Annotated in this window: 2 protein-coding genes; both read right to left on the bottom strand. The window is 48.3% G+C overall.

The window, feature by feature from the left end:
- The coding region (locus tag P364_RS0129890; protein WP_024633685.1) for an SDR family NAD(P)-dependent oxidoreductase at positions 1-6065 on the bottom strand (6065 nt) is incomplete at its 3' end.
- On the bottom strand, positions 6062-10519 hold a 4458-nt coding region (locus P364_RS36405; protein WP_024634582.1), incomplete at its 5' end, for a type I polyketide synthase. The genes P364_RS0129890 and P364_RS36405, both read right to left, overlap by 4 nt.

The following is a 10519-nucleotide window of genomic DNA, read 5'->3' as shown; positions in this document are numbered from 1 at the left end:
GCTTCGCGAGGAGAGATCTGGAAGAACAGCGGATCGTATTCGTCCACACCGTCCAGAAATCCGCCCCAGCGTCCATAAGTCTTGCCCGGTGTGCCCGGCGCTGAATCATACACCTGCTCCTGATCCCAGCGTTCCGATGGAATCTCGGTAATACTGTCCGTTCCACTGCGCAGGTTCTCCCAAAACTCATGGATATTCCGCGCGCCCGGGTACCTTCCCGCCACACCAATAATGGCGATATCCTGCTGTGTGTCGCTATGTGTGCCCTCCTGTCCTGACAACTTTGTCTGCATTTCATTCATCCGTGGTGCAGTCGTTTGAGTCTGTCCAAAAGTTAGATAGGGCGATCTGGTCTCTCCATGGCTGGATAAAACAGATTGCATTACAGACTGCTGTTCTTTGACATGCTTGGCATCCAAAGGTATGAAGGCTGCATCTGAAGTTGTGTCGGGATCTCTCTCCCTTAGCAGCCTGTCCAGTTTTTCGCCTTGTTCCTGTAGAAAGTAACTGCTCAAATCCCCGATTGTCTGGTATTCAAAAAATAATGTTTTCGGCAGTGGTCCAAACAAACTTTCCAGTTTATTTGTCATCTGCATGATCAGGATTGAATCGATTCCATACTGCTCCAGAGGTGCATTCGCTCGAATACGGGACTCGGGCAGCCCAATAACTTCGGCAAGGGTTTGGATCAAAAATTGAACCGTTCGTTTGGGTTTATCGGCTGCCTGTGAAAGGTTTGATTCTCCGACAGGAGAATTTATTTTATTCGTTAATTCCAATTCTTCGCTCTCACCATAGGAAACCAGGGACCCTATTTGTTTTTTGGAATGTAGAAGCTCCCTGATCCGGGTCACATTACTCGACAAAACAGCAATCTGTCCGGCTCCTGTCGCCAAGGCTAGATAGAAGGCCTGTATGCCGCTCGACGTTTCCATCGCCGTCAAACCGTAACGATGAAACATCCTTTGCTGGACGGATTCAGGTACCGTCATGCCCCCTTCAGTCCACAGCGGCCAGTTTATGGACAAGGTCCGCCCAAACCGCTCACCCTTCTGCACTCGCTGATGCCGCTCAGATGCAAAAGAATCCATAAAAGCGTTGGCTGCCGCATAGTCGGCTTGCCCAGGGTTGCCAAACATCGCGGCAACAGCCGAACAAACGATGAACAGATCCAGTTTGTCCTCCCGATTAGCTTCATCCAAATGAACAATACCGGACACCTTCGGTGCAAAAACGTTGCGAAGATCGCCCTCTCTTTTAGCAAAAATGGGGTGATCATGTATAATTCCTGCACAATGAATGATCCCGTGCAGCTCACCAAACTCCATCTTGAATGAGCTCACTAATTCTTGCACGGTCTCTCGATCCGAAATATCCCCTTGTCTGTAGAGGAGGTTTATTCCTTTCTCACGTAAAGCATCCAATTTCTTCCGGACGGTTGACACAGATGCTCTTCCTACAGCAACAATGGTGCAGGAGGGTGCATGACGCGCTATTTCTTCAGCCATGATGATGCCGAGAGCACCTGCTCCCCCGGTAATAACGTAGACCCCTTCGGGTTTCCACGGGATGTCTAATGATCTTTCTAATGGATCATGTTCAATCATTTTCCAGTCTTGAACATGACGAAGTCCACTACCTGATTGCCCTGGTGTACTCTTATAACGGATTAACCCATGCTCCGGGTAAGACCGGTTATCTACGAGCATGTTTGCCAGCATCTCCGATTCCGTCTCATTCATGACCTCAATGACCTGACCATGAAAGGATGGATTCTCCAGCTCGGCCGTTCTTAACATAGCGGCAATTCCCTGATACAACGATAACTCGCCAGGAATAACAATTTGGAGCCATTTTTCATCGTTAACATGGGACACTGCCTGCATCAGACGCTGGATCTCCTCGAGCACCCGCAATGCGCCGTTGGTGAATAATTCGTCCCAAGACTGGCCGGAATCCGTTATCCGAATACGTACACTTTGAATTGAAAATCGCTGTAAGTAGTGTTCCATTCCCGGGTAACTGTGATTGCTGTTTTCGAATAAAAGCACCACATGATTGCCCACTGTTAGGTTCTCATTCCCGGAACCTTCCTGGAAAAATGTTTCAACAGGTAACAATTTCCAGTAGGGTTCAGCCAGCAAAGTCCCTTCATCCGCATGCTCTACCTGCCCAGGAAGCTCACGGAATGTCAGCCCCTTGATGCGAAGGACAAGCTGTTCCTTAACGTCATATCCATCAATATTGACCTTTTTCGTTTCAACCAGGGAGTCATTCGGAGTACAGGCGCGAACATGCGACCACATTAAGGATGTGCTATTTCCCCATATCTCCACATGCTCTATGGCAAATGGAACCGGTGTTATAACAGGCGAACCTCCTGCTGCCGCCAACAGAAGTCCAATAGAAGCCTGTAGGGCACTGTCAGTAAGACCAGGGTGAAGCTGGTCTTCGCCATATTCATGGGGTAACCCTTCTGCAAGGCTCAGTTTGGCAAGCGCCTGATTGGTCCCGATGTACAACTCTTCAATTCCCTGATAATATTTCCCATATTGCAGCCCCATTTGTTTAAACTGGTTATAACAATCCTCTTTGGTATAAAATCCTTCGGTACATTGGGTTCTGATCTGTGCCAGATCTGCCCACCCGGCTTCCTGCGGCTCCATCATTGCCGCTTGCCCAAGACAGTGCACAACAGGCTCTTCCGCACCATGGCTCTGTACCCGAAACTCGATTTCCCCCTGTTCAATCGGATGAAGCAAGACGTCAACCTGAACAGGTACATTGTTCACCTGTAGCGGACCATACCAGCCGATATGACTCAGTCTTATCCATGTCTGTTCCAGATCATCATGCGTATGAGCCATTTCGAATGCTGCACGAGCTATCTCCAGATAGGCTGTACCCGGAAATACGCTTTTCCCTTGCACGACATGATCCTTCAGGAAAAGCTCCTCCCCATTAAAGATGGAACTGAATTGGAGAGCAGTCAAATTCGAAGTATTACGGTGCAGCAAAGGATGAAGCAACCGGTTTGAGTCCTCTATGCTCTGGTCAGCATATTGTCGGATCGCATGATTATTTGTTGATGCGTAACCAGCATCAATCCAGTACTTTTCCTTGGCAAATGGATACACGGGCAGTGAGATTCGTTCTGCGGGCGCATGCTCAAACAACAATGCAAAATCAAGATGATATCCCTGCATATATAAGCTTGCTGCAGCTGCTAATTTTTCCGTAAATTCAGCCGAATCCGGTGATTCCGAGCAATGCTGCAAACATTCATTTCCGTAACGCATCAATGAAGATTGTGGGCGCAGCGTATGTGACAGTTCCACCACCTGAACTTCCGCAGCAGCTCCCTTTTCCAGCCATTTCTCCAATATTCTGATTAACTCTTGCTCATTACGGACCACACAGCTCAATCGGGAGTTCATATGTTTTCGTCCCATGAGCAATGTATAACTCATATCCCAGCAGCTCACATCAGATTGTTCTTTGCAGAAGCTAACCAGTTGCTCGACTTGAGTCCGTAATTGTTCCTGTGACTGAGCGGATAAAACAATCAGGTTCCCAGGGTAACTGACCTTCTGACTTCCTTTGACCGGTGCTTGTTCAATAACCATATGTGCATTCGTTCCACTGAAACCAAAGGCGCTGATTGCTGCCATCCTTTTAACACCAGGCGGTGTGATCCAATCGATGGTCTCTGTATTGATATAAAAAGGGCTGTTTGCAAAAGCAATATGTTCATTGCCTTCCTGAAAATGAAGGGACGCTGGAATTTTTGCATGTTTTAAGGAAAGTAAAATTTTGATCAGTCCAGCCACACCGGCAGCAGCCGCAGCATGTCCAATATTGGTTTTGATTGAACCAAGAGCACAGTAACTTTCCTCTTCGGTATACGAACGGAACGCTTTCACAAGGGCACTGTATTCAATGGGATCTCCCAATTTAGTTCCCGTTCCATGGGCTTCAACCAGTTGGATATTTCCAGGATGGATGTCAAAACGATTGTAGACCTCACCCATGAGCTGCTCCTGAGACTTCGCACTTGGCGCAGTGAGTCCGTTCGAGGCGCCATCCTGGTTAAGGGCAGTACCTCGAATAACCCCATGAATGTTGTCCCTGTCACGCAGAGCATCACTCAAACGCTTCAGCACAACAACTCCGGCTCCTTCTCCAGGCACAAATCCGTCTGCCCGCTGGTCAAACGTATGACATCTGCCAGTTGTTGAGAGCATGCCGGCCCGATTGGAGGCAATGAAGAAACCTGGTGTGGACTGTATAAACACCCCTCCGGCAAGTGCCATTTCCGTCTCTCCAGACCACAGCCCCTGACATGCCAGATGAACCGATACGAGTGAGCTTGAGCATGCTGTATCCACTGCAATAGCAGGGCCCTGCAAATTCAGATAATACGCGATTCGAGCAGGAATGACTGAGCCTGAGTTGCCCCAGAATGCCTGCGGAACAGGATTCGCTCCAAGCAGTGTCCGATAATCAAGCTCATTAAATCCCGCGTATACACCACACTTCAGCCCGGCAGCTGCCTGTCCCGCATACCCGGCGTCTTCCAGTGCCCTCCAGCACTCCTCAAGAAAAATTCGCTGATGCGGGTCCATGTGAGCCGCTTCCGTACCAGAAATGTTAAAAAATTGAGGATCAAATTCATCTATGTTTTCCAAAAAACCGCCATAGCTGCAATAGGGAGTATCTTGTTCAAAATAAGACGACATATTCCAACGCGTAACGCTCCCGACCAGATCTTTTCCTGCGGCCAAATGCTCCCATAAGGAATGAATATCATCTGCCTGCGGAAATCGGCCGCTCATCCCAACAATAGCAATATCACCCTGCCCCACCTTTAAAGGGCTATAAGACTCTGGCAAGGCAGATGGGCAATGCGTGCGTTCAGATTCAGATGAACTTTCTGTTCTGTGCGCATGCGGGACAGAAGCTACTGAGCTCCACTCCAGCTGTTCTACTGATTTGGAAGAATTTTCGATGGTCTGCACAAGGCCGTCCCGATACTTTTCAACGATATGGTTGGATAACAACTCAATGGAGCTATAATCAAACAGGCTGGATACCTGCAAGGATATAGATAACGCCTCGTTAATCGACTGAACAAGCCGAACACCTGTAATAGAGTCCACTCCATATTCAGAGAAAGGCTCCTCTGAATCAATCATAGTGGTGTTTACTTTGAGCGATGCAGACAGCATGTCTGTAACGATCTCTCTTACATATGCTTTCAATGTGGTTGCCGAAGTGCTCGCCGAACCAAGGGATGGGTTGCCTGGCTTCTTTTCTTGCAGTTCAGGACGGCTTCCCGGAGTGAACGGGTCATTGGACTGTAACTCAGTCTGTATCTGATTGGAAGATCCAACTGGAGCAACCTCCGTGTCGATCTGCCTGACTAAGCCGTCACTGTATGCCACAATGACCTGCTGCCCTTCCTCGTGCCAATCCCGTGCAGGAAATTCGATAGAATGAAAACCCGCTTCCAGTAACAGTTGTTTCCATACATGCGGTGCTGCTCCGGGACAATCGGGTAGACGAAGCTCGGGGTCCTCGTACAGCCACCACCCATCCAACAAACCAAAGGTAAGGTGAGTAAACAGGGAATTGCTGCTAATCTCGTTAATTAACAGCATCCCGCCTTGTTTTAACAGAGCCTTCACATTACGCAGTGTTGTCCGCAAATCGGGTGTTGCGTGCAGCACATTGGCTGCGATGACCACATCATAGGAACCGGTATCTATTTGTTGGGCAGACGGAGCATAACGGACATCGAACATCCGATAATTCATGAATGGCCTGTCTGCTCCATACTTCTGTTCACCGTGCAAAAGGAATGCTTGGGATACATCTGTATATGCGTACTCTTGAATATGCTGTGCCATGGTTTCCAATCTTTTCAAAACAGCTGCGCTGGTTCCTCCGGTTCCCGCCCCAATCTCCAACACGCGCAGACGTGCAGAGTCGTCGAGATGGATTTTATGCTGTATACAGGATGCTGCCGCTTCTGCAAGCACTTTGTTATAACGATTTATTTTCATGTATATATCCCCCCGACCAATTCCATAGAGGAATCAGGAAACATAATCTCGGTTGCCAGGCAATTTCCATTGAGAATATCCGGCAGCGCCCTCAGCATCGTCTCAACCAATCTGATTTGTGATTCCGCACCGTGGTGTTTGATCCAGCCAGGTTTGTTATGCTCCCATTCCTGCCAAGCCGTTTCGGCATTCGGCGCCTCGTTATTGCACACCCTGTATCCAAAATCAGTTTTCATCAGAAAGCCGTAACGGACTAGAGCGGTCATGCTTCCCCTGATCCAATGCACGTAGGTATCCGACAAATTCTGGGTTAATTCAGCCAAAGTGCCAGAGCTTACATCGGATACAAACCACCCGGTGGCATACAGCTGCACCCACATCAACTTTGCAAGCAAGGGCTCCATCTGTTGAAGCAAATGACCTGTATTTTGCTCTGACTGGGAGATGTGCGTGATGTCGCGAGTCTCTGGCCCGCTCCCTTTTAGAGGCAGATCCGACATGTAGACCTGTACTGACTTTTGCATGTTAATTCCAGGAATCGAATATGTTTTTGTTTTTAACAAGGCAGCCTGTGTAAGGTCCAGGCACATGAGCATCTCCAAGGCTTCCATCGCTTCTGGCGCCTCAATGGAACTCACACCCATCCGGTCCATGCGTTCCCTGTATTCCAATGAAGCAACACGGCCTACACTCCCCCAGAAACCCCAATTCATAATTTTGACCGGACATGTCCAGGATTGTCGCAACCAATGCGCAAACGAATCTTTAAACATACATCCCGCCGAGTAATTGCTCTGTCCTGGTCGTCTCGTAAAAGAGTTCATGGATGAGAAAAAGAGTACAAAGTCCAGATTTTCTTTCGCAAATATTTTCGCCATCACAACACTTACATCCACTTTGGCGGTAAATACATGTTGAAACTGTTCCTCTGTCATCTGTTCCAAACTGCCATCTTGCAAAACAATTGCTGAATGTACAATGCCATTAATGGTCTTGAATCGGCTTTTGATCGTATCATACGCACCCATAAGTTCCTCTTCATTGGCTGCATTGGCCGAAATATATTCAGGAGCCGTCCCCAGAGCTGACAACCGATTCTGCTTATGCCGTATCTCGTCGTTGTATGCACTTCTTCCAATCCATATCACTCTCGCCTGATAGGTCCGGATCATATATTCACTCCATACTTCACCGATCCCGCCGGCCCCGCCAATGACAACATAGATTCCGCCATGACGATAATGGTTGTTGTTCTGAGGAGCATTGCTCTCCAAGCGAACAAGTTCCTGACCGTACCAGCGGTTGTTTCGATGGACCTGGAGATCCCCAACACCTGCCGGTTCCAGAGAGAGCGCTGCACGAATGGAACGTTCATTGATGTTACCGGCTTGCAAATCCACAAGACGCACACACCACTGTGGAAACTCCTGCGCCATCGAGCTGGCAAGACCTTGAACTCCGGCATCCGCAGGGTTAACCGGATCGCTAGACCATACGGATTGTGTCTGACATGTTAAGAATGACCATTCCAACGGATGATCACCATATCCCAATTGAATCATGGCTTTAATGATTCGAAACACATTTTTTACGCCCATATTCTGTGCGGATATCAAATGATTCAGTGACGTTGGAGGGAGAGACATATGATTGGATAACCAGATGATATGATCAATTGAATCGACCTTTTTCAAGGCATTCATCAAACTGACGGAATCTGACGCCGTTTCCGCATCCATACGGATTGAGTTTGCATGGATCTGATGAACCATCTCCCATTGCTCCGTTGTACCTCCAATCACCAGCCAACGTTTATGGGCAGGATTGAATTCGGACTTTTCAGTCTTTTCGATTACTTCCCATATTGGCGTCAGCATAAGATTATGGTCCGATGGCTTCGATGGGTTTGCAGGGAAAGTTTCCTCCTGCTCTACTTTTAATTCACTTTTCTCATTGGCCTGGGCTTGCTGCGGAATCCAGTATCTTTCTCTTGCAAAAGGGTAGGCTGGGAGACTGATCCGTTGGGGTTTACCCTCAGCAGCATATAATGTATTCCAGTCCAGGTTCAGACCCTGTACCCATAATTCCAATAATTTGTCATGCTGGCCCTTCTGAATCCACCGGTTCACCATTTCTTCCAAATCCTCATCCCGACTAAGGATGGAAAGCATCTCTTTACCCTTTTTCACATGACCGGTATAGAACAAATTCTGGGAAGCTTGTGTTTCCATATCGTTTGCCTGGTCAATATACTCTTTGAGCTTCACGATCAGTTCATCTATGGACACCGCCAGCAATCCCAGACGTTCTTCCATCGACTCACGCCCAACCTGCAACGTATAGGATAGGCTCCTCATATCCGAATCCTCATATATTCCGGTACATAACACCTCAAGCAAGTCTTTGGCCTTTGCCAAGAGTCGTTCCTGATTTCTCGCGGACAGCACAATGATAACAGGAGATTTAGGGTGATCTTCGCCAACTGTTATCTGTTCCGAGTACATACCTGTCGGGGTATACTCTTCAATGATGATATGTGCATTGGCACCCCCAGCTCCAAATGAAGACACGCCTGCACGTCTTGGGATCTGCACTCCGTCTATTTCTGGACGCTTCCATGGTTCGAGCAGCTTCTGCACCACAAATGGACTCTGGGTAAAATCAATGTTTGGATTGGTTTCTTCCGCGTGCAAGGATGGCGCGAGTTCCCCATGCTGCAGCTGCAGCAACACTTTTGTTACCGCAGCAATGCCTGCTGCGCTTTCGCAGTGACCAATGTTGGATTTGGCTGAACCGATGGCACACTTGAAGTTGGATTGGACCGTCTGCTGAAATGCTTTTGTTAAACCAGCCACTTCAATAGGGTCCCCGAGCGAGGTTCCTGTTCCATGCGCCTCCACGTAACTGATCGTTCGTGGATCGATTCCGGCTTCATATAGGGCATCGCTGATAACTTCAGCCTGTGCGTTCGGATTTGGAACAGTATATCCATTGGTTTTACCCCCGTGATTCAGCGCCGATCCTTTGATCACACCGTAAATCCGGTCTCCATCTGTTATGGCTCTCGCCAACGGTTTCAGCAGAACGGCGCCGACGCCTTCACCCGGAACATAGCCGTCCCCACCTTGGCCAAAGCTCTCACACCGTCCTTTGCTGGACAGAAATTTCCCTTGGGACAAAAGAATATATTTGTTGGGATGGACCGACACATTCACACCGCCCGCGACGGCAACCTGACATTCGTTCTGTCTCAGGCTTTGACAGGCCAAATGAATGGATGTTAATGACGATGAACACATTGTATCCACGGCCATGCTTGGTCCGCGAAAATTACAGAAATACGAAACCCGATTGGCAATGGAAGACGGATTACCGTTGAATGCCATGGAACTCTGGGATCCATAGAGCTGATACTCCTCATACATCACACCTACATAGACTCCTACTTTCTCCGTGCTCAAGCTTTGTCTGGTGTATCCCGAATCTTCCAGTGTTTCATATACACACTGCAAAAAAAGTCGCTCCTGAGGGTCCATTGTTTCGGCTTCACGAGGAGATACCTTGAAAAACAAGGGGTCAAACTCATCCACACCATCCAAAAAACCACCCCAGCGGCCATAGGTTTTGCCAGGAACTCCTTGCTCTGGGTTATACACCTGCCTGTGATCCCAACGTTCAGATGGAATCTCGGTAATACTGTCCACACCATTTCGCAGGTTATGCCAGAATTCCCGGGTATTACGGGCACCTGGATATCTGCCCGCCATTCCGATAATGGCAATATCCTGATGCTCATTATTCGGGTCTTTTCCACCGCCAGAGCGTGAGTCCACTTGAATGGAAAGGTCCGGATCCGTTTTTTTCAAAACAGGTTCGGCTTCGGGTTCGAAGTGGGTTCCTGTCAGCAGCTTTCGCTTTGACATCATGGTGTACGTTGGGACGTGCGTTCCGGAGTTTGATACATGCCGTAAGTTCTCTGAGACATTCTTTTGTGTCGTTCCGGCTGATTTCATCCCTTTTGGCTGAAGCAGCTTATCCAATCGCACCTGATGTATGTTCATAAAATAATGACTTAGTTGCCTCAGAGTCTGGTACTCAAAGAACAGCGTTTTGGACAGGGAACCCAATTCACTCTCCAGTACGTCCGTCATCTTCATAATGAGCAGTGAATCAATACCATACTGCTCCAGCGGGGCATCCGGCTCAATCCTTGATTCTGGCAAACCGATCACGGGTGCCAATGTTTCAATTAACCAACGGATGGTTCGATCCTCAAGCTTGTCATTAAGTCCTGTAACCTCTTCCGTATCTTCTATTCTCGCGGGTTTTTCTGCTTTTGAACTCTGGGCAAGGTTATATTGATCCATGAACTGCTCAGCGGTTGTGCGGAGGTTCTTTTGTTCCAACAGTGTCTTTGCAGAAATATCCCATCCATGCCTTGTCAGCAGTGTGCG

The sequence above is a fragment of the Paenibacillus sp. MAEPY2 genome (genome assembly GCF_000499205.1).
GTDB classification, from domain to species: Bacteria; Bacillota; Bacilli; order Paenibacillales; family Paenibacillaceae; genus Paenibacillus; species Paenibacillus vandeheii.
The sequence above is the reverse complement of the archived record's forward strand: the minus strand, read 5'-3'. Positions and strand labels throughout refer to the sequence as shown.